Here is a 20302-nt window from a genome sequence, read left to right on the forward strand (position 1 = left end):
GATATGAGTATTTTTATGAAGAAATTAGAGAAAATATTAGAATGGGGAGGCACAAAGAGGGATATCACATTTTTGGCTGCTTCAGCGATTGCTTTAGTAATAAGTATTTTTGATATTCTGCCGCTTCCCTTTGATGCAGCATGGGTTGCCATTATATTGTGCGGCATTCCTATTATTTTAGAAGCAATGGCAGGGTTGGTTACTTCTTTTGATATTAAAGCGGATGTGCTGGTTTCTATAGCGCTGATAGCATCAATTATTATAGGCGAGAATTTTGCTGCCGGTGAAGTTGCATTTATAATGCAGTTAGGAGCCTTGCTGGAAGATTTGACTGTGTCAAAAGCAAGGGAGGGGATTGAAAAGCTTGTTCACCTTACGCCACGTACTGCACGTAAGATTTTAGGAACAGAGGTTCAGACAGTGCCTGCCGAGCAGGTAAAAGTTGGAGACTTGCTTCGGGTACTTCCGGGAGAGATAATACCTGTGGACGGTATCATAAAAGAAGGTCAGACATCCATTAATCAAGCGGTAATGACAGGAGAATCAATGCCTGTTGATAAGGCGGCAGGTGATGAGGTATCAAGCGGTACAGTTAATCAGTTTGGCTCTTTTGATATGGAAGCGGTCAAAGTCGGAGAGGATAGTTCGATTCAGCGCATGATTCGGCTTGTGCAGTCTGCGGATGCAGGAAAGGCTAAAATAGTGGGTATTGCTGACAGATGGGCAACCTGGATTGTTATAATTGCCTTAAGTGCTGCCGCACTTACCTGGCTGATTAGCGGAGAGATTATCCGTGCTGTTACGATTTTGGTGGTATTTTGCCCGTGTGCGCTGGTACTGGCAACACCTACTGCCATTATGGCGGCAATTGGAAATGCTACGAAACATGGTTTTCTGGTCCGGGAAGGTGATGCGCTAGAACGCTTGGCTGCAGTGAAGATAATCACTTTTGATAAAACGGGAACCATTACATATGGTACACCCCAGGTAGTTGCTGTTCACAGCTTTCTTCCGGATATTTCACAAGAAGAAATATATAACTATGCCGCCTGTGCGGAAGCCCGTTCGGAACATCCCCTGGGAAAAGCAGTAGTTCGGTGTTATCGCAGTTCTTATAAGAAAGATTTTTATCCGGCAGAACAATTTCAGATGTTACCGGGGCGTGGGGTAAAGGCTGTTATTTTGGGAAAAGAAATCGTGGCAGGAAATTTGGACTTGCTTTCTGAATGCAACATATCTTTGGGGAAAGAAGAAATATCTATTGCAGATAAGTATTTGGAAGAGGGCTGTACAGTTATTTACTTGGCTATTAATCAGCAGTTTGCAGGAATTCTTGCTTTAGCCGATACCTTAAGGCAGGAAGCAGCGGCAGTGATTGAAATGGTAAAGGAAGCCGGGCTTACTCCTGTTCTTTTAACCGGGGATCATAAAAGTGCGGCATGGCATATTGCAGGACAGCTTCACATAAAGGAGGTACGTGCAAACTGTCTGCCGGAGGACAAATTGAAATTAATTGATATATACCAGCAGGAAGAAAGAGCAGTTTGTATGATTGGTGATGGAATTAACGACGCACCTGCTTTGAAAAAGGCATTTGTGGGAATAGCAATGGGCGGAATCGGAAGCGATGTTGCAGTGGATGCTGCAGACATTGTATTGGTAAATGATGACATTAAGGAAATCCCATATTTGCTCTGTCTTGCAAAGAAAATGATGGTAACTATAAAATGTAATCTGGCTTTTTCAATGACACTGAATTTTGTTGCAATCCTGCTTGCAATGACAGGAATTTTGAATCCTGTCATAGGAGCATTGGTGCACAATGCAGGCTCTGTTGTTGTAATTATAAACTCTGCCTTGCTGCTGAAATGGAGGAAAAAGAGGGTATTGTAAGCCATACGGTTGTACCTTTGTTTACTTTGCTTTCATATCTTAATCCGTACTCTGCTCCATAGTAGAGCTGTATACGCTGATGGACATTGTATGCACCATAGCCGTTCGTTTCAGAGGTCAGCAGACGGGAGAGTGTCTCTTCCTTCATGCCGCAGCCATTGTCGGATACGGTAAAGGTTAAGAGGGAATCGGTTCTTTTACAGGAGAGAATAAGCATTCCCCTTCCGGGAGTTTCTTTGTGGTCGATACCGTGGACAATTGCGTTTTCCGTCAGAGGCTGCAATAAAAGGTTTATCATAACCAGAGAAAGGGCAGCTTCGTCGATATCGTACACAACATCAAAGGAATTGGAATGCATCATGTTCTGGATGCTGATATAGGACTTGGTATTTTCCAGTTCATCATGTACCGATATCAGGTTTTTGCCTTTGTTTAAGGTGGTGCGGTAAAAGGTGGAGAGAAGCTGTGCCATACGGCTGATATCCTCCTGTTCTGCCATAATAGCCTTGCCGTTTATCAGGGAAAGGCTGTTATAGAGAAAATGAGGATTGATTTGTGCCTGTAAGGCTTTCATTTCATACTCCTGCTGGGTGATTTTACTTTTATAGACCTCATCGATGAGGTACTGGATACGGGATACCATGTGGCGGAAGCTTTTGACGAGATGTCCAAGCTCGTCGGAGGAATCATATACAACGTGCACAGACATTTCACCATCCTCCAGTGTATCCATGTCTCTGGATAATTCCTCCAGAGGACGGACCAGATTTTTGGATAACAGGGAACTTAAGGCAAAAAGCAGCAATAGGCACAGAAAGATTATTAGTATTACGATAACAGTAATCTGATTGGCTGCCTGTGATACGGTACGGACCGGGCGGTACACATATATTTTCCAGCCGAAGTTCTTTAGGGCGGCGGATTGCGTTACATAGGCGGCATTCAGTTCTCCGTCTTTTAAGGAAGAAAGGGGTGCCTCCTTTTCTTTAAAGTTATGACTGGAATAAAGAACCTCTCCCTGTCCATTTTCAAGGATTACACCGTAAGACTTGTTAAATAGGGTGGATAGGGTGCCAAAGGTTTTATCATAACTGATGTTCATATATAAAATACTTTTATAATTACTGCCAGACAGGTATAACTGGCATACTAAAAACAGGGATTTCTTATCTTTTGAGGCTACAAAAAAGGGAGTGGTCTTTGACAGAGCTTCCCGGTACCAGGGCATACGGTCGATATCGGTCAAAGGTCTTAGAGTGCTGCCATGGGGATAGATGGGATTATCTGTGTATATGGTTAAGGTTTTTATTTCTCCGTGAAGAGTCCGGACAGTAGTAAATAAAGGATCAAGCTCGTACATATAGGTCTTATACATATCAAAGTTATCGGTAAAGGTATGGGTAAGGCTGCTTCGGACATCCTCGTCCCAGAGTATGAGATTTATGGCATTGAGATAGGAGTCTATTTTATAGTTCAGGTTATATACCTCCTGCTTTAGGGATTCCTTTAATGCCGTTTTTTCTCTGTCAATCAAAAGCTTTCGAACCTGTCCGTAAGAGAAGCTGCCAAGAACGATAACAGGAATTAAACCTACAAAAAGGCAGATGATAGTAACTTTCTTGCGAAAGCTTAAATTCTTAAAGTTCTTAAGTATGCGTCTCATATATCTCTCCATTCCTGTCCCGTTTGATATAGAAAGTTTGGACCTGTATTTGTGCAGTAAACAGGTGGTTCTTATCGGTGACTTTGCCTGAATTTATCCGGTGTGGTGCCAAAGTCCTCCTGAAAGCTCTTGCAAAAATAAGAAACATTGGAATAGCCGACCTCCTGGCAGATGTCACTTATTTTCATATTAGTTTTAACAAGCAGTTCTTTTGCTTTCTCCATCCGGATATTTTTGATGTATTTATTAATACCAAAGCCTGTTTCCTGGATAAACAGACTGCTAAGATATCTGGGAGTCAAATAGACCTTATCTGCCAGAATATTTAAGCTAAGCTCTTCGCCGTAATGCCCCCTGATATACTTATCTACCAGATTGATAGCATGCCTTGGAGACTGTTGTTCCTGTTCTATCCGGGCTGCTACCTTATCCAGGGTTTCCATAATTAATAAGCGTATATCCGAAAAGTATCTGAAATGATAGATTTGCTCGGAAATCTGCCAGAAGGAAGCTTCTTCATAATGGGGGAGGTTTTGTAACAGTGTCTGCAGCAGGCTGGTAAAGAGATAGCGGACATATATATGGGAAAAGGTAGCCTGGTTTTCGTATTTTTGTATAAGCAGAGAGATATTTTGCTTTAAGCTATAGATATCTTTAAGCTGGATATCCTTTTCAATACTCTTTAATATGATATCATCTTCTGCCGGATCAACATTGCTGTAAGAATCCGAAATCTGTGTATATAGATATTTTCCGGGGAAGAAAAAGCGCTGTTCCAGATAGTTTTCCGTTTCCCGGAATACTTCTGCCATGTCAGCCGGTGAGGAAAAGGACTTGCTGACGGCAAGATAGCATAGCTGTTTGTATTGGTCCATAAGATATTTATGCAGTCTCTCTAAGGCATTCTTTATTTCTGTTTCTTTTAAGGCCTCTGTAAACAGTAGAAGGCTTTGCGAAGGATTCAGATTGATATAGCCTGCGGCCTGTGCAAGAACAGAGCGGATATTGATGGAAAAATCTTCTGGTGCATCTTCTGTCAGCCTTCCGCCAAAGAAATCTGCTTCATATTGTATCAGAAGCATCTGCCGGTAGGAGAAAAGGAATGAAAGGTCGATACTGGGGTAAGACTTTTTGATACTTTCCAGGGAAGTATTGTTAATGAGCTGGTACAGAATATGATTCCTCATAAAGTTCAGGCTGGCTTTTTGCATGAGCGTTTCCTGTTTTTTCTGCATGATAGACTCTACAACTGCAAGGATGGTCTTCTGAAATTCCTCCGGATTAACCGGCTTTAGAATATAATTTACTGCCCGAAGGGACAGGGCTTCCTTTACGTATTCAAAATCATCATAGCCGCTAAAGAATACTATCTGTATATCTGGATACAGTTCCCTTGCCTTACCTGCAAGCTCAATACCGCTTAGAAAGGGCATTTTTATATCAGTAAACAGGATGTCTGCTTCCTGTTTATTCAGGTGTTCCAGGGCTTCTTTTCCGTTGACTGCCAGGGTTACTGTAAGGGGAAAACGGTATTTTTGAAGCAGAAAGCATATGGCATCTCTTTCATCTTTCTCATCATCCGCAATTAAGATACGATACATGGCAACCTCCTGTTTATCTTTGTTCTGAAAAGATTATATCATTCAACTATAAGTTGTTCAACGGATGAAAGTCTCATTCACTAAGGTTCAGGAAAAAGTGTTGTAAAACATGAAAATCTTTCGTTTACCCTTAAAGCCTCTGCGGTTATACTTAAAGTAAGCTAATCAACGGCCGTTGAGGTGTGCTTTAAGTAAGATTATGGGGATATCCAGGAAAGAGAGCAGGGTAAAAAATGAGAAAAGATTATTTGTTTAAGCGAATTGCCATAACTTTATCAGCTGTTATGATACTGTCGCTGGCAGGTTGCTCGGGAAACAATGCAAAAAGTAATGCGGACAGCAGCACTGCAAAGAATGATGGTAAGACTGCCGGAGTAACACAGGAGGCGCAGACAGCGGACGGCCCTTTTGGTGCCTACCCGGAAGAAATCACATATACGCTGGGGCGTCAGACAATACAAAATCCAAAGCTTCCTGATGGGGATACTTATGAAAACAATGCTTATACCCGCTATGTAAAGGATAGGCTTAATGCAGTTGCAGTAGATGCTTTTGAAGCAAACGGGGAGGACTATGACAGACAGGTATCTCTGGCAATAGCCTCTGAGGACTTACCGGACATTATGAAGATTGGCAGTAAAGATATTCTGGATGAGCTGGTAGAAAATGATATGGTAGAAGACTTAACAGATGTTTATAATACCTATGCCAGTGATTATTTAAAGGAAATCTATGATTCCTATGACGGAAGAAGCTTATCAACAGCTACCTATGACGAAAAGATAATGGCTCTTCCCGGAACCAATGTAGACAGTGCACCCAATGAAGTATGGGTAAGGCAGGATTGGCTGGATAAGCTGGGGTTAAAGGTAGATGAAGACGGCAATGGCATGATTACCGTTGATGAATTAAAGAACATTGCAGAGACCTTTATGGAAAAGGACCCCGGCAGCAGTAAAAATCCTGTGGGCATTTCCTTAGCATATTGGTTAAGCTCCAATGATTACGGCGGTTCCACTTACTGTGCTACCGGTATTGCTAATGCGCTTGGTGCCTACCCGAAATTATGGCTTAAGAATACGGACGGAAGCGTATATTACGGTTCCAATACAGAGGAGAACAAGAAGACTCTTGGAGTATTGGCTGACTGGTTTAAGGAAGGAATCTTAGACCCTCAGTTTGGTACCAGAACCTGGGATGACATCACAGCACTTTTGACTAATGGGCAGACAGGTATTACTTTTGGCGTATGGCATATTCCTGACTGGCTGTTAAACAATGTAAGAGCGATGGATAAGAACGCAACCTTCTCTACCTATGTAATTGAAGGAGAAAACGGAAAAGCGAATGTATTCCATAACAATGCCTCAAGCGGCTATATTGTGGTTCGCAAGGGCTATAAGCATCCGGAACTTGCAGTTAAGATCTCCAATCTTTTCTATGATGAGTTAGCCAATACAAAGACTCTTGAGAAGGATTATCCGGAAGTAGCCAAGTACCAGGCTGATGGCGTGGACGGTTCCACAAGGCCATTTAATGTTGAAATCAATAAATATACATCCCTTTTAGATGATTACTCCGATATTAAGAAGGGGGTAGACGGTGAAATCGCGATAGAAGATGCACGTACCTTAGAATCCAGGAATGTGATACAAAATGTTAAGAGGTATCTGGAGAATACTGCAACTGACGATGTTACGGATTGGTCCAAGTACCATTCCAGAATGAAGGGTATTGAGCTGATTGACAAATTAACCAGGGAAAACAGCTTCAACTGGGTTGAACCGGTATTCTGGGGGACAACAGAGACCATGAAGAGTAACTGGGCTAACTTGCAAAAGCTTGAAGAAGAAACCTTTATAAAGATTGTTACCGGTTCCGTTCCGTTAAATGATTTTGATAAGTATGTGAAAGATTGGAATGACCAGGGCGGATCCCAGATTATTTCAGAAATTGAAGCAACCATAAAATAATATACAACCGGTTTGAGGGTGTCCCGAAAGTCAGTTTAGCTAATCGTAAGATTGGGAGGCTTTTGAGGCACCCTCTTATCAAAGGAGAGTATTTCATGAATAAAAGAAATCACACCCCACGCAGGAAATTCCGCTCCAAGTTAACCTATCATATAATGATGATGCCCGGAATGGTATTTCTTTTGATTTTTAGTTATATACCAATGGCAGGAATTATCATGGCTTTTCAAAACTACATTCCCGCTAAGGGCCTCTTACATTCGAAGTTTGTAGGTTTAAAGCATTTTAAATATATGCTCACGCTGCCGGACATTACCCAGGTGGTGGTAAATACGGTAACCATAGCGCTTGGAAAGATACTTCTTGGTACCATTATGGCTATCGCATTTGCCATTCTGTTAAATGAAATCAGGATAAAAGTACTAAAAAAATGGATTCAGACAATTGTTTACCTGCCTCATTTCCTATCCTGGGTAGTGCTTGCGGCGGTAATTGTAAATATGTTCAATTTAGACGGCAGTGTCAATCTGATAATTACAAGTTTAGGACTGGAAAAAATCAATTTTCTGGGCAGCAATAAATGGTTTCAGCCGTTGTTAGTTACAACGGATGTATGGAAGGAATTCGGCTACAATTCCATTGTGTACCTGGCTGCCATCACTTCCATTGATCCCGGGCTTCATGAAGCAGCCGCCATTGACGGAGCCGCCTGGCGCAAAAGAATATGGCACATAACCTTACCCGGTATGCTGCCGATTATATTGTTAATGGCAGCTATGAGCCTTACCAGTATCTTAAGTGCAGGCTTTGACCAGATATATAACTTGTATACTCCGATGGTATATCAGTCCGGGGATGTACTGGATACCTATGTATACCGTATCGGTCTGATTGGAAGACAGTACAGCTTTGCAACAGCAGTCGGATTGCTAAAGTCCTTTATCGGTATGGTGCTGATGCTAAGTGCCAATGGATTTTCCAAAAAGTTTACTGACAGAAAGATATTTTAGGAGGCAGGATCATGATAGAAAATAAATCTTTGGACTCAAGACTTCGAAATGTTATAATATATACCATAGTTATCCTGCTAGCTCTTATCTGTCTGCTTCCTCTTTGGAATATTGTTGCCATTTCTTTTAGCAGCAGTGCGGCAGTAACAGCGCAGCGGGTAGGACTGTTTCCGGTTCAGTTTACACTGGCAGCTTATGAAAAAATCATGGGAGACGCCCAGTTCCGGCGTTCCTTTGGTATTTCCGTTACGAGAGTGGTGCTGGCACTTGTCATCAATATTATACTGATTGTACTGATGGCTTATCCTCTGGCAAAATCAAGCAGGGAATTTAAGGGTAGGAATATCTATATGAATCTGCTGGTATTTGCCATGCTTTTTAACGGCGGGATGATACCAACCTACCTGGTAGTAAAGCAGTTAAACCTGTTAAATTCCATATGGTCTTTGATACTGCCGGGAGCAGTTCCGATATTCAGCGTAATTCTGGTTATGAATTTTTTTGTCGGAGTTCCAAAATCATTAGAAGAAGCGGCTATGATTGACGGTGCCACACCTTTTCAGATACTGTTTCGCGTATATGTACCGGTATCCAAGCCCTCTCTGGCAACGGTAGCACTGTTTAGTATTGTAGGAAGCTGGAATGACTTTTATAGCGGATTAATTTACATTACCAAAATCAAGAACTACCCGGTAATGACCTACATACAGTCTTTAAGTGTAAATATTGAGGAGCTTTTAAAGGCAGGCATGAATTCCAGTTCCCTTGAAAGTGTAACCGAGGTTTCTAACCAGAATCTGAATGCGGCTAAAATTGTAGTAGTTGTTATTCCTTTACTGTTAATTTATCCTTTATTGCAAAGATATCTCATTACCGGTATTGTAATGGGGTCTGTGAAGGAATAATAATGATATATGGATTGAATGAAAATAAGAAAGGAATAAAAAGCATGAAGGAAAGTAAATGGTGGAAAAATGCGGTGGTTTATCAGATTTATCCGAGAAGTTTTAAGGACAGCAATCACGACGGAATCGGAGATTTACAGGGAATTATAGAAAAGTTGGATTATCTGGAGGAACTGGGGATCAATGCGATATGGCTTTCGCCGGTATGCAAATCTCCCCAGGATGATAACGGCTATGATATTTCGGATTACAGGGATATTGACCCTATGTTTGGAACCCTAAAGGATATGGAAGGACTGATTAAGGAGGCCGGTGACAGAAATATCCGCATTATCATGGACTTGGTATTGAATCATTCCTCTGATGAGCATCCATGGTTTTTGGAAGCAAAAAAGGGTAAGGACAATCCTTATCATGACTATTATGTGTGGAGGGACGGAGCTAAAGATCTGCCGCCCAATGATATGAGGGCATGCTTTGGCGGTTCTGCCTGGGAGTGGGTACCAGAACTTTCGCAGTACTATTTTCATCAGTTTTCCGTAAAACAGCCGGATTTGAATTGGGAAAATCCAAAATTAAGACGGGAAATTTACGATATGATTCTTTGGTGGATGGAGAAAGGGGTTGGAGGCTTCCGCCTGGATGTTATTGACCAGATTGCCAAGGAGCCGGATTTAAAGATAACTAACAACGGACCAAGGCTTCATGAATATATCAGGGAACTTAGTAAAGAAACTTTTCAAAAGGGTGACTTGATTACCGTAGGGGAGGCCTGGGGTGCTAACACTGAGCTTGCCAAGCTCTACAGTAACCCCGATGGCAGTGAATTCTCTATGGTATTCCAGTTTGAGCATATTAATCTGGACCAGCAGCCCGGCAAAGAAAAATGGGATCTGGCACCGTTAGATTTTCTGAAACTAAAGCAGGTATTTGCAAAATGGCAGAAGGAATTATATCAGACAGGCTGGAACAGCCTTTTCTGGAACAATCATGACCTTCCCCGCATTGTATCCAGATGGGGAAATGATAAAGAGTACAGGGCAGAGTCCGCCAAAATGCTTGCAACCCTTCTGCACGGCCTGCAGGGTACACCCTATGTTTATCAGGGGGAAGAGCTTGGCATGACGAATGTGGAATATGACATAGAAGACTACAGGGATATTGAGACCCTTAATGTGTACCGTGAACGGCTGGAAAAAGGGTATGGGAAAGAAGAAATTATGACTTCCATTCATGCTAAGGGCAGGGACAATGCCAGAACTCCGATGCAATGGGAGAATGCTCCGAATGCAGGATTCTCTGATGCTACTCCCTGGATAAGGGCCAACGGCAATTACAAAGAAATCAATGCCGTAAGGGAACTTAAGGAGGAAGACTCGGTATTTTGCTACTATAAAAAGCTGATTCAGCTTCGAAAGGACTATGAGATATTTGCGGAAGGAAGCTTTGAGCTCTTACTGAAAGAGGATAAGGATATCTTTGCCTATACCAGGACATTAGGGGAAGAAAAGCTTTTCATAGTATGTAACTTCCATGAAAAAGAAGTATTTTTTACGATGCCAAAAGGATGGACGGGAGAGGAAGAAGTCCTGATAGCGAACTATGGAAAAGTATTAGAAAGTGAGAAGCTTAGACCTTACGAAGCCAGAATCTATAGAAAGAAATAGAGTGATGGAATTAACAGATATATCGTGAAGAGTCTAAGAAATAACAGGTGAAAATTCGGAGGAATAAGGTGACTGACAGGTATAAGCGTTATATTGCCATTGTGTCAATAGTTTTTGTCCTCCTTTTATCAGGTACGGTAATTTTCTTCTATGTATCAGGAGAAAGGAAGGCAGCAAAGGCTATGGAAATAGAGAATATCACCACGGACAAATCCAGGTATTATCCGGGCGATAAGGTAAAAATTACAGTTTATATTAAAAATACCAATAAAAGTGCTGTTAACAATACGGCAGTAAAGTTAAAGGCATTTCACTTAGGAGAAGAGACGGGAGAGGAGAAAAAGTTATCCATTTCCTCCCTTCCTTCGGGAGAGAAAACAATTGATCTTGTATGGCAGGCGCCTGAAAAGGACTATACCGGGTATCTTCTGGAGCTTTCTCTTTCAGGAAAATGGGGCGGTGCTGTAAGCTATGGCACGGTTGGGGTGGATGTATCCTCTACTGTTCTCAAGTTCCCAAGGTATGGATACCTCTCTGATTTCAGTCAGGGGGCAGATACAAAATCCATGATTCAGGCTATGACAGAGTATCATATTAATACCATTGAATATTATGATTGGCAGTACTTACACCACCAGCCTCTGGCAGACGGGATAACCGCTGAAAATCCCGGTGTATGGAAGGATTGGTCCGGAAGAGAAATCTACGGAACTGCTATAGCAGACTATATTAAATATGCACACGAAGCCAATATGATTAATATGGCTTACAATATGATTTATGCCGGAACAGATACTTTCTTTTGGGATAAAGAAGGGAAGCCCACAATAGCAGAACAGTGGAAGTTGTATTTTGCACCTGACAGTGACAGAGGAGAGGGAGAATTCAAGTTCCATATGGGAACCTCTCCTTCCGGTAACGGCAATCTGTACTTCTTAAATCCACTGAATCCCTCCTGGCAGAAATACATATTTGCACAGGAAAATAAGATATTTAAGGCCTTTGCCTTTGACGGCTGGCACGGTGACACGGTGGGAGACTGGGGGAAAATGGTTACCTATGACGGAAAACCGCTTGGGGTTAACGAAGCAGGAGAACCAATTTATCTTGTAAAGGATACCTATACCCGGTTCTTAAATGCTGCCAAGGAAGCCCTGGGAAATAAATATCTTTCATTTAATCCGGTGGGAGCACAGGGAATTGAAAATGCAAATAAAAGCAAGACCGATATCTTATATGCGGAATTCTGGCCATGGGATAAGGACAGAGAGGGGAATACATATGACACTTATTATTCTCTGGCAAAAGAGGTAGAACGCTCCTTTACTGACAGCAAACCAGAGTCCTTTGACGGTAAGGGTAAATCCCTCGTGGTAAAGGCATATATCAACTATGATAAAACCGTGGGAAATATGAATGACCCGGGTGTTATCCTGGCAGCAGCTTCCGTCTATGCAGCGGGCGGCTCCAGACTGGAGATTGGGAATGGAGACCATATGCTTCATAAGGAATATTATCCTGATGATAATATCCCAATGAGCGGGGCGTTAAAAAAGTATATGAAAGGACTTTTTGACTTCACCGTAGCTTATGAGAATATTTTAAGAGACGGACAGATGCCGGTCGAAAATGATGTGACTGTTGAAGGCTACAACACTAGCAGGGACGGGAAATCCGATACCCTATGGACCTATACCAAAACGGACGGAACTTATGATGTCCTGCATTTAATCAATCTGTTGGGAACGGATAATAAATGGAGGGATGAACGAGGCAAAAAAAGTGCGCCAAAGGAAATCAGTGATATCAAGGTAAGATATTATACTGAAAAAGAAGTATCTGATGCCTGCCTGGCATCACCGGACAGGGATGGGGGCAGGAGCAGTAAACTTAGGCTGACAAAGGGCAAGGATGACAAGGGAAGTTTTGTGGAATTTAATGTGCCGGAATTAACCTATTGGGATATGATATATATGAAGTAGTATAATAGCCGGAATATGATAAATTCCCGTGGATATTTAAGCTAATGAAAGACAGGCTGCAATATCCGCGGGAATTTTTTTAATACTTATTCACTTACCAGCATATAAGGTGTTATTTTTCGTATCCGCATGGAGATGAGAAGGGATATCAGGTAAGAAAAAACGATTATTCCGATAGCGAGTATAATAGTAAAGGCATAGGAAGCAGGTAAGGAAGCGGTCATGATGCCCATGCTTTGAACCAATGCGACAAACAAAGGGTTAAAACAGTAAATGCCTAAGATACATCCTGCTGTTACACCTGTTATAATGGCAGGAGAGAAGCTAAGTGCTATCTGGTTCATTAATTGAAAGGAAGTAAAGCCCACTGCTTTTTGGATTCCCAGCTCGCGTCTGCGGCGCAGGATGGAGGTCTTTAATACCAGGTACAGCACCAGAATTACAACAAAGAAGGTAATTAGAGTAATGGCGGTAGTAATAATAGCAAAAACAGAACCATAGACACCGAGTTGGACATCGATTAGTTTATTCATGTTTAAGGTATTGGAAAAGAGACTGCCGCTTTTAAGCTTTATCGTATCTATAAATTCCTCGGTATCATTTACATCTTTCATGTAAACGTAGATCTGTTCCGATACAAAATCCGGGTATAGCCGCTTCATGCCCTTTGTAGTGAGAGTCAATCCATTCCCATTGTCATTCATAGTTTGAATCAGCCCTGTAATCAGATATTCTTCGTTTTTACCATTGTAATTAACAGAAACGGTATCACCTATTGTCTTGGCAGCCTGTTTTGCAGTAACTCCGCTAAGGGCAATTTCGTTGTCATGCTTTGGATAACGTCCTTTATAAAGCATCTTTCCGCGTATTAATGAAAAATCATCCGTGACATAGCCCTGTGCTTCGGTGCCGTTGACCAGGACAGAACGGAAAGTGTAATAGATAGCTTTATCTACCTTTTCGGACTGTCTGATTTCTGCCATGACTCCCGCTGCGTCCACTGGATTTTTCAGTATGAATACAGAATCCGGTACTTCTCCTGCAACAAGTCCTGCAAAGGTATCGGGATGGAGTCCGACATTATAGTAGATGGACAGGACGGAAGCAGAGGCAAAGGTTATAGTGGTAATAACTGCAAAAATCATCAGTGTCTGTTTCCTATTTTGGTATATGTTTTTCATAGCAAGAAGAACTGTAAGACCTCCGTGGGAACTATCCAGTGCAAAGGAATTGCGGCGGAAATTATGAGTTGTGATTCCGCCCCTTAAAGCTGTAAGAGGATGCATCTTCCGGATGCGCAGGGAGGTAAGTACCGTATCTAACAGGATAACGGACAAAATTGCAAGGAGTGTAATACCACTGATTACAGGATCAAATCCCTGGTGCCAGATAAGCGCAGTCTGGCTTTCTAAGAGGGAGGATATCAGGGGCAGGACGACATAGGAGAGTACGGTTCCAAGCAATATTCCGGCAGCAGCTATCCCGGTAAACTGTATTACTAAGGAGGCTATTATCTGGCGGCTTAAGTATCCCATAGCTTTTAGTACCCCGATACCCACCATGCTCTCTTCCAGTGTGTTGTGAATCCGAAAGCGGATGACAACAAGGCTTACCAGCAGGATAACCGCAGCCAGTGCCACAAATATCATAGAGGTTATTCCGGAAAGAAAGGTATGGCTGGTTTTTACGTTGGAATAGACAGAATCATGATAGATGGATGTATTTTTCGCTGTTGTGCCATAATAAAATTCACCTGCAAAATCCTTGACTAAACGGTCACTTAATTCCGGCCTTTCCATGCGTACAGTCTGCAGAACACAGACAGAGGCGGGAAGGCTTTCTTTCAGTTTGTCATATTCCTTATCGGAGAGGTAAAAACGGTACCATTGTATGGTGTTGGAGCCAAAATAGACCTCTTCGGTAAAGCCGGCAATGGTGTAATGGTATTCTTTCCCCTGTACACTGACATAGAAATCATCACCCAGCTTTAATTTACCCCCGGTCTTCATTATATAGGGAAGGTAAATAGAATTATCCGAGAGGGGATTGGAAGGGCCGATCAGCTTTAAGGGGTTCATAGCCTGTTTTCTGCTTGCCTTTACCATCATGAATAAACCGGGCATTTTATCACCGTTGTACTGAATATCGGCATTGTCTGCCAGAACTTCCTGCTGTTCTAACTCTGTCACACCGGGATAGTATTTTAAGTAGTCATTTTGGGCATTGCCTGCAGAGGTCTGCGCCATCAGAAAAGCAGCGTGGGGAGAATTTGTTTTCCGGCACAGCTCATCATAAAACTTTCCGAAATTAAAGAAGAGCAGCAATCCAAGATTTAGAAGGAACCCGGCAATGAAAACGACTAAAAGAAGATTGACCATCTGGCCCTTATTCTTTCTTATATTAGAAAAGGAGAGGAGAAGAATTTTCTTCATGTTTACCACCCCATTTCACTTAAGAAGGAGTGGAGGACTTCATTTCTTTTTACATCCTCTTCTTTATAGCTGCCAAGGTTACACTCACCGCAGACGGTTCCGTCCTTTAAATATATAATACGGTTGCCTCTAAGGGCAGATTTGATATCATGGGTAACCATAATGATACTTTGCCCATTTTTATTTACTTCCGTCATTACATTAAGGACAGCTGCCCCGGAAGCAGAGTTTAGTGCCCCGGTAGGTTCATCGGCAAAAAGAATCCGCGGGTTGTTGATAAGAGCCCTGACAATTCCTGCACGTTGGGCCTCTCCGCCGGATAGCTGGGAAGGAAATTTGCGCCATATGGTTTCTGTCAGGCCGACTGCTGTAAACAGTTCTTTTGCCCTTGCAGCTATTTCTTTTTTGCTTTTAGAGATTAAAAGCCCGCTGGCAATTACATTGTCTAAAAGGCTCATAGTATCCAACAGGTAAATCTGCTGGAAGACAAAACCGCAGTTTTTACGGCGGAAAACGGCAAGCTTATCATTGCTTAATTTAGAGATTTCCTGTGCTTCAAAATGAATTTCCCCAAGGGTCGGCTTATCCATACCGGATAGTGCATAAAGAAGGGTGGATTTACCGGCACCGGAAGAACCCATAATTACGGTAAAGTCCCCTTCGTATATCTGTAAATCCAGGTTCTTTAACACATGCTGCTGCAGGCCTCCGTTGGAAAAGGTTTTACTTAGCTTACTGGTTGTTAAGACGGCTTTTTGCATAACATCCTCTTTTCTGTACATCAAATCTTTGATTTGAACGGTGTATCAGGTTACAGTCTTATGATAGCACATGTATTTTTAACCAGTCTTTATCCGATTCTTAACCAATCCTTAAATATCAGGCAAGAGGCAATGTAAGCTGTACCATAAAGCCGCTGTCCGTATTCTGGCACTGTAAGGAGCCTTGCATCTTTTCCATAAAATACTGTGAGATATAAAGCCCAATACCGGAGCCTTGCTGGTTTACGGCATTCTTTCCGCGGTAATATTTCTGCTTAAGCAGGGGCAGTTCCTCTGGGAGAACGCCCGGTCCGTAGTCGGCTATGCGAATGATAAAGCAGTCTGTAAGAGAAAAGCTGATATGTATTCTGGTATCGGCATATTTATAGGAATTGCTGATCAGATTGTCAAATACCTGTGCCAGGCGCAGAGAATCTGCGATAATGAGGCAATCAGGTATTGTACCGGTTTCTGTCAGGTGCCGGTAATCGGCGCTTTGTATCATCTCAATAATTGCATGGCTAAAAAGCTCTGCGGGAGTTACCTTTAATTCCTTAAGCTCCTCCAAAGTGGCATGAAACATATTGGTAATCAGCAGGTTAATCTGATCGGCTTTGGCATTAATCGTATCCAACTGTATTTTGGCCTTACTGTCAGAAGCATTCAGATACATCAGTTCAGAAATTGCTTTAATGGAGGCCACGGGAGTCTTAATATCATGGCTTAGGGAAGCAACCAGTTCCTTCTTACTGATATTTGCCTTTCTTTCATTTTCCTGTGCCGTGGCAAGCTGGGTTCTCATTAAATCAAAGCTTTCAGAAAAGGCTCCGAAGACATTATCCTTATCCATAGGGAGGGGAATGTCCAATTTGCCGCCGGCAACATCCCGGGCAAAATTCTTAAGAGTCTGAAAGGGCTTTAAAATCTTTCTATGCAGTAAAAAGAGCATAATAGATGAGGTGATGATTACCAGCATACTCATAAGCAGGAAAGTAGTTAAAAGACTGCATCTGAACTTTTCCCAATGCTTATTACTATTGTTGTAAAAGAGGACTTTACCAAGGATAGTCCCGTCTGTATCCATGAGGGTTATTATGGTATCCCGGTGCCTTATGGCAGAATTTTCATCTTCGGACAGACCCCGTTTGGTGGCAGCAAGAAGGGTACCTTTCCGGTCAAGAACGGCGTAATCGATTCCATAGGTCAGACCCGGCAGAGGATAGTCGGAGTTTCCTATTAACTTCCAGTCAGACTTGATATCCGAAACGATATCATTTACAGTTACGGTATCAAGTTCATTGTCCACAGGGATGGACGATATGTAAAAGGTACTGATAATTCCAAAGAGGAATATCAGCAGCAGAGTTATAATATATGCTTTAAGCTTCATAGGAAACTCCTCATCTGTTAATCTTCAAATACATATCCGGTTCCCCAGATTGTACGTATATAGCGCGGGTTGTTGGGGTCATCCTCAATCTTTTCACGGATCCGCCGTATATGTACATTTAATGTGCCGTCTCCCGTGATGGAATCACCCCATACCTTGTCAAACAATTCTTCCTTTGAAATGATTCTTCCCTTGTTTTTTACCAGATAGGAGAGAAGCTTATATTCCATTGTCTTTAATCCCAAATCCCTGCCGTCACAAAATACACGTTCCAGATGAAGGTTGACGGTAAAATTTCCGAAGGTCAGCTCATGGCCGGTTTTATTTTGATAGCGTTTTAAAATGGCCTTTACCTTTGCCAGCAGAATATTCAAAGAATAAGGCTTACTGATATAATCGTCACCGCCGATGCCAAGAGCAAGAAGGACATCATCATCGCTGGTCCTTGCACTGATAAAGAGGATGGGGACGCTTGTAATCTGGCGAAGCTTCTTACATAAGGCAAAGCCGGAATCATTGCCAAGATTGATATCAAGCAGAACTAAGTCCGTTTGATTATCTGTAAAAAAATCCAGGCAGGAGGCAGCATCTGCAGCCCAGGTGGTTTTCACATCAAACATATTAAAGTACTCACAGGTGCTTTGGGATAAGGGGATTTCATCGTCAACTATAAGGCAGTCGTATTTCATAGGACACCTCCGGAGAATTTATAGGGAAATATAATTGTAATCATTTTACCATGAAGGAATTAATCAATAAAGGGGGCATTTTTAGGCATAGTTTTAAAAGCTTTTTTAAAGGCTCTGGAAAAAGTAGAATAATTCTTAAAGCCGCTCTGGTAGCAGGCCTGTGTGGAGGTATAGCCTGCCTGTACATAATGCCTTGCTAAGAGAAGTCTTTTATCCGTGATATAATTTCCCACGGTATACCCGGTGTGCTCTTTGAAAAAGTGCATAAGATAATAACGGTTTAAGTAGAAAGTATTTGCCAGAGTATCAATGGTAATATCCTCTGTCAGGTGGGCATTGATATAATCTATGATAGCAAGAAGCTTGTCATTTGCCATGTCGCTGTTTAAGTAATTGATATGGTTTGCGATAACCGTGCGGTTTAATTGAATCATAAATTCTAGGAATAATATCTTCTGGTACAGTTCCCTGGCAAAATCATTGTCTTTAAAGGAAAGCTCCAGCTCACGGCACACATGATAGAGCTTGGATTTGTCCAAGGAAGGGATGCGAAGAACGTTGGAGTGCTCTTCTCCCACCTTTTCAAAACAGTAGTTAAGGTCATAATCTTCACCTTTGTAGGAGGCTAAGAAATCCGTAGACACATATACGATAATTCTCTCATAGGCAGAATTATCAAGGCATACGGGGCGGTGAACTTCTCCTGCGTTAACTAAGAGGATATCGTAAGGCTTTAGCCGGTAATTTCTGCCTTCAACGGAATAGTTTAAGTTTCCGGATAAGAATATCATAATCTTATTAAAATCGTGATAGTGGAAATTAAATTCTTTTTTTTCATTATCGACAAGGTGAAATATCCGAAAGTCATCGTTTAAGTAGCCAAGCTTTTCAAAGTTCCCCATCCTTTATCTCCTTTTATTTCATAACATAATAGTAGTATACAGCACTATATGCAATATTGGAAGCATTATAGTAATATTTTTGCGAAATAATGTTTTGTATAATAGAGAAAAAGGTGAAGATGAAAGGAACATATCCTTTCATTTGCGATAGAATAATAATGACAAGAAATTCGAATTCAGGAGGTAATATTATGTCACTTAACGGTGTATGGCTGCCTATCATTACGCCCTTTAAAGAAGGGAAGATTGATTATAAATCCTATGAAAAGCTGATAAATCATTATACAGGGACGGGAATATCAGGACTTATCCCCTTTGGAACAACCGGAGAGATTCCGACCTTAAGCGAATACGAGTTTGAGGAGATGATGGATAAGACCATAGAATATAATAAGGGCCGTCTGCCGATTTACGCAGGAGTAGGTGGAAACTGTACAGCAAATGTAGTTAAGAGGGCAAAAATGGCTGAAAAATATAAGATTGAAGGTATTCTTTCAGTCTGTCCTTATTATAATAAGCCGAATCAGAACGGTATTTACAGCCATTTTAAGAATCTGGCAGAGGAAACGTCCCTTAATATTATTATTTATAATATTCCCTACCGTACCGGTGTAAATGTCACCAATGACACTATACACAAGCTGGCAGAATTTAAAAACATTGTGGGGCTTAAGGATTCCTGCGGAGATATTAAGCAGACCATGAACCTGCTTCTTAATACTCCGGAGAACTTTTCCGTTCTTACTGGAGAAGACCTGTTATTCTACCTTACCCTTACCCTTGGAGGATCAGGCGGAATTATGGCTTCGGCTCATATTAATACAGAGAAGTTTGTTAAGATATATAAGGATATTAAGGAGAACAATGCAGAAGAAGCCCTTGCAACCTGGAAGGAGCTATATCCTTTGATACCGCTTTTATTCGAAGAACCGAATCCGGCACCGATAAAATACTGTTTAAACAGCCTGGGACTTGTTGACTCACCGGAGCTTAGGCTTCCCTTAACAGAAATTTCAGAAGAATTAAAGGTTAAAATTGATAAGGTGCTAACGGTCAGAGAATCAGTCAAAATAGCAGGATAATGTTATTGAATTAAATGTAAATATAACTGCCGCAGATAGCTTTGAAGTGAACCCCTTTTGTTAGACAAAATCTAACGAAAGGGGTTCACTTCAAAGCTATCTGCGGCGGTTTTTTATCTTATAGGAACTTATGTCCTATAAGAAAAAAATTTACAGTAAATTCCTTAAATGTAAGAAATAGTGTATAATAAGAGATGAAATGAAGGTCTGCTTTCGGCTAAGCAGGGAGTTTATGCTAGAACAATATTACAAATAAATACAAAAGACAAGTAAAAGCAATTAATTTTTCTGATAAAAAGCAATATATTAATATGAGAAAATCTTGTAGAATTATAACAGTCTATATCCTGTA

General features: G+C 41.6%; 14 protein-coding genes. 7 read left to right on the forward strand and 7 right to left on the reverse strand.

Translation table 11 applies throughout. The annotated features are described in order from the left end of the window. The first annotated feature begins 3 nt into the window (after positions 1-3). A complete protein-coding gene (locus tag BUF11_RS02970; protein WP_073587292.1) occupies positions 4-1893 on the forward strand; it encodes a heavy metal translocating P-type ATPase in 1890 nt (629 codons plus the stop codon). Here BUF11_RS02970 and BUF11_RS02975 read toward each other — a convergent pair. Both BUF11_RS02975 and BUF11_RS02980 read right to left on the reverse strand, forming a co-directional pair. Beyond that, a complete protein-coding gene (locus BUF11_RS02975) occupies positions 1844-3556 on the reverse strand; it encodes a sensor histidine kinase (RefSeq protein WP_073587293.1) in 1713 nt (570 codons plus the stop codon). The two genes, BUF11_RS02970 and BUF11_RS02975, sit on opposite strands and share 50 nt — an antisense overlap. A gap of 71 nt (positions 3557-3627) precedes the next feature. Next, complete coding sequence (locus BUF11_RS02980) at positions 3628-5157, reverse strand: response regulator (RefSeq protein WP_073587294.1); 1530 nt, start codon at positions 5155-5157, stop codon at positions 3628-3630. A gap of 233 nt (positions 5158-5390) precedes the next feature. On the opposite strand from BUF11_RS02980, the gene BUF11_RS02985 reads away from it, so the two are divergent. The 5 genes from BUF11_RS02985 to BUF11_RS03005 all read left to right on the forward strand — a co-directional run bounded on the left by BUF11_RS02985 (position 5391) and on the right by BUF11_RS03005 (position 12694). After that, a complete protein-coding gene (locus BUF11_RS02985) occupies positions 5391-7130 on the forward strand; it encodes a type 2 periplasmic-binding domain-containing protein (protein WP_073587295.1) in 1740 nt (579 codons plus the stop codon). A gap of 95 nt (positions 7131-7225) precedes the next feature. Then, entirely contained in the window at positions 7226-8140 is a 915-nt protein-coding gene (locus BUF11_RS02990) for an ABC transporter permease (protein ID WP_073587296.1), read from the forward strand. A gap of 11 nt (positions 8141-8151) precedes the next feature. After that, the gene (locus BUF11_RS02995) at positions 8152-9045 is read left to right on the forward strand and encodes a carbohydrate ABC transporter permease (protein ID WP_073587297.1); all 894 of its coding nucleotides are present in this window, start codon (positions 8152-8154) and stop codon (positions 9043-9045) included. 2 nt (positions 9046-9047) lie between these two features. Further along, positions 9048-10712 (forward strand): glycoside hydrolase family 13 protein, encoded by a 1665-nt coding sequence (locus BUF11_RS03000; RefSeq protein ID WP_278277095.1) that lies wholly within the window; start codon positions 9048-9050, stop codon positions 10710-10712. A 68-nt stretch (positions 10713-10780) separates the two neighbouring features. Beyond that, complete coding sequence (locus tag BUF11_RS03005) at positions 10781-12694, forward strand: glycoside hydrolase family 66 protein (protein WP_242952301.1); 1914 nt, start codon at positions 10781-10783, stop codon at positions 12692-12694. A gap of 86 nt (positions 12695-12780) precedes the next feature. Here the strand turns inward: BUF11_RS03005 and BUF11_RS03010 are convergent, their stop codons facing one another. The 5 genes from BUF11_RS03010 to BUF11_RS03030 form a co-directional block, all read right to left on the reverse strand. After that, a complete protein-coding gene (locus tag BUF11_RS03010) occupies positions 12781-15126 on the reverse strand; it encodes an ABC transporter permease (RefSeq protein WP_073587298.1) in 2346 nt (781 codons plus the stop codon). Positions 15127-15128: 2 nt separating this feature from the next. After that, positions 15129-15887: an ABC transporter ATP-binding protein gene (locus BUF11_RS03015; RefSeq protein ID WP_073587299.1), complete on the reverse strand. Its 759-nt coding sequence runs from the start codon at positions 15885-15887 to the stop codon at positions 15129-15131. Between the two features lie 118 nt (positions 15888-16005). Further along, on the reverse strand, positions 16006-17277 hold the full coding sequence (locus BUF11_RS03020) for a sensor histidine kinase (protein ID WP_073587300.1): 1272 nt from the start codon (positions 17275-17277) through the stop codon (positions 16006-16008). Positions 17278-17294: 17 nt separating this feature from the next. Then, positions 17295-17966, reverse strand: coding sequence for a response regulator transcription factor (locus tag BUF11_RS03025; RefSeq protein ID WP_073587301.1), 672 nt, complete (start codon positions 17964-17966; stop codon positions 17295-17297). A 59-nt stretch (positions 17967-18025) separates the two neighbouring features. Then, positions 18026-18868: an AraC family transcriptional regulator gene (locus tag BUF11_RS03030; RefSeq protein ID WP_073587302.1), complete on the reverse strand. Its 843-nt coding sequence runs from the start codon at positions 18866-18868 to the stop codon at positions 18026-18028. A gap of 191 nt (positions 18869-19059) precedes the next feature. Between BUF11_RS03030 and dapA the strand changes: the two genes are divergently transcribed. Continuing rightward, positions 19060-19950, forward strand: a complete 891-nt coding sequence (gene dapA / locus BUF11_RS03035; protein WP_073587303.1) for a 4-hydroxy-tetrahydrodipicolinate synthase — start codon at positions 19060-19062, stop codon at positions 19948-19950. Positions 19951-20302 lie beyond the last annotated feature (352 nt).

Source organism: Anaerocolumna xylanovorans DSM 12503 (assembly GCF_900143645.1).
Classification (GTDB): domain Bacteria; phylum Bacillota; class Clostridia; order Lachnospirales; family Lachnospiraceae; genus Anaerocolumna; species Anaerocolumna xylanovorans.

Bases quoted from the DNA above. Each gene is read 5' to 3' on its own strand.
- BUF11_RS02980 (WP_073587294.1), bottom strand. From the start codon at position 5,157: ATGTATCGTATCTTAATTGCGGATGATGAGAAAGATGAAAGAGATGCC.
- BUF11_RS03000 (WP_278277095.1), top strand. From the start codon at position 9,048: ATGATATATGGATTGAATGAAAATAAGAAAGGAATAAAAAGCATGAAG.
- BUF11_RS02975 (WP_073587293.1), bottom strand. From the start codon at position 3,556: ATGAGACGCATACTTAAGAACTTTAAGAATTTAAGCTTTCGCAAGAAA.
- BUF11_RS03015 (WP_073587299.1), bottom strand. From the start codon at position 15,887: ATGCAAAAAGCCGTCTTAACAACCAGTAAGCTAAGTAAAACCTTTTCC.
- BUF11_RS03020 (WP_073587300.1), bottom strand. From the start codon at position 17,277: ATGAAGCTTAAAGCATATATTATAACTCTGCTGCTGATATTCCTCTTT.
- BUF11_RS03030 (WP_073587302.1), bottom strand. From the start codon at position 18,868: ATGGGGAACTTTGAAAAGCTTGGCTACTTAAACGATGACTTTCGGATA.
- BUF11_RS02985 (WP_073587295.1), top strand. From the start codon at position 5,391: ATGAGAAAAGATTATTTGTTTAAGCGAATTGCCATAACTTTATCAGCT.
- dapA (WP_073587303.1), top strand. From the start codon at position 19,060: ATGTCACTTAACGGTGTATGGCTGCCTATCATTACGCCCTTTAAAGAA.
- BUF11_RS03025 (WP_073587301.1), bottom strand. From the start codon at position 17,966: ATGAAATACGACTGCCTTATAGTTGACGATGAAATCCCCTTATCCCAA.
- BUF11_RS02990 (WP_073587296.1), top strand. From the start codon at position 7,226: ATGAATAAAAGAAATCACACCCCACGCAGGAAATTCCGCTCCAAGTTA.
- BUF11_RS03010 (WP_073587298.1), bottom strand. From the start codon at position 15,126: ATGAAGAAAATTCTTCTCCTCTCCTTTTCTAATATAAGAAAGAATAAG.
- BUF11_RS02970 (WP_073587292.1), top strand. From the start codon at position 4: ATGAGTATTTTTATGAAGAAATTAGAGAAAATATTAGAATGGGGAGGC.
- BUF11_RS02995 (WP_073587297.1), top strand. From the start codon at position 8,152: ATGATAGAAAATAAATCTTTGGACTCAAGACTTCGAAATGTTATAATA.